The 1,365-nt window shown below is 68.6% G+C and carries 1 protein-coding gene; it reads right to left on the minus strand.

Annotated features, from left to right (window positions below; translation table 11 throughout):
- Nucleotides 1-67: 67 nt before the first annotated feature.
- Nucleotides 68-1,246: an IS256 family transposase gene (locus U8525_RS34270; protein ID WP_374270944.1), complete on the minus strand. Its 1,179-nt coding sequence runs from the start codon at nt 1,244-1,246 to the stop codon at nt 68-70.
- Nucleotides 1,247-1,365 lie beyond the last annotated feature (119 nt).

A 1,365-nucleotide genomic window follows, 5' to 3' on the forward strand; every position in this document is an offset into this window, starting at 1 on the left:
GGTCAAGTCCCGAATCTTGTGTAGTTGGTTCGGAGGGGGTTCGGGGGAGGGAGGCTCCTTGGCGGTATCAAGCAGCGGCAGTGTCAGGGGGTGATTTCAGCAGAGACATGTCGAGGTAGCGGCGGTCATCCCAGACGCCGGTGACTTCGAGGGCGACGGCGGTGATGAGGCGCAGCGCGCTGGCGCGGTCCGGGAAGGCGCCCACGGAGCGGATGCGGCGCTTCACCTCACCGTGGAGGCGCTCCAAGCCATTGGTGCTGCGAAGACGCTTCCAGTGGGCCATGGGAAAGGCGAAGAAGCAGGTGGCGGCGGCGAAGCCCTCGCGCAGGCACTCCATGGCCTCGGGCACCTGGCGGCCCAGTCCCTCCTGGAGGGCCTCCAGTCGCTTCCTGGCGTCCTGGAGGGTGGGGGCCTCGAAGAGGGTCGACGTCTCCTTGCCCAGGCGCCCACGCAGCCTCCAGGGGGCCTTGGCGAGCACGTTGCGGGTCAGATGCACCGTGCAGCGCTGCAGCTTCGCCTCGGGGAGTGCCTGCCGGGCTGCGGCGGCCAGGCCCGCGTGCCCGTCGGCGATGACGAGTCGGACGCCCGTCAGCCCCCGCTCGAGCAGTTGGCGAAGCAGCTCCAGCCAGGAGTCGTGTGACTCGCTGCCGCCCAGGGTGATTGCCAACAGGTGCCGGTGCCCATCCTCTCCCACACCGTAGGCCACCAGGGCGGAGACGTTCTGCACTGCCCTGGCCCACCTCGCATCCAGGAAGGTGGCGTCCAGGTAGAGGTAGGGGAAGGCCTGGGTGAGGGGCTGGGTGCGCAAGCCCTCTACCTTCTCCTCCAGCGTCCGTGTCACCCGGCTCACCGTCGAGCGCGAGACGTCCTCGCCCATGAGGGCCCGTGTCACCTTGCCCATTTTCCTCGTGGAGACGCCCTGCACGTACGCACTGGTAATCGCCTCGTCGAGCTCCCCGCTGCGCCGCTTGTAGCGGCCCAGCACGTCCCCCGCGCTACCACTGTGCCGGGTGCGTGGCACCGCCACGTCCACCGCCCCCGCCGTCGTCACCAGCGTGCGCAGGTAGCTGCCGTTGCGCACGTCCACCCGGCCCACCATCCGCTGCCACCGGCCAGCCCCCACCAACTCCCGTACCTCTTCCTCCAGCAGCGCCTCCAGCGTCATCCGGATGGCTCCGCGGAACAGCGCCCGCAGGTCGGTCTGCACCTCTTCGTGCGCCGGGGCTTCAAACTCGCTAACGTCCACGTCGGGGAACTCCTCGGCTCCTCTGCCAGGAGGAGACCGGCTCGGTTGGTTTCACCGAGGAGCTTCCCTCTTTCCCGCTCGTCCCTCCTCGCCATCTACACACTTATAGGGACACGACC

The sequence above is a fragment of the Corallococcus sp. RDP092CA genome, from assembly GCF_041903675.1.
Taxonomy (GTDB): Bacteria; Myxococcota; Myxococcia; order Myxococcales; family Myxococcaceae; genus Corallococcus.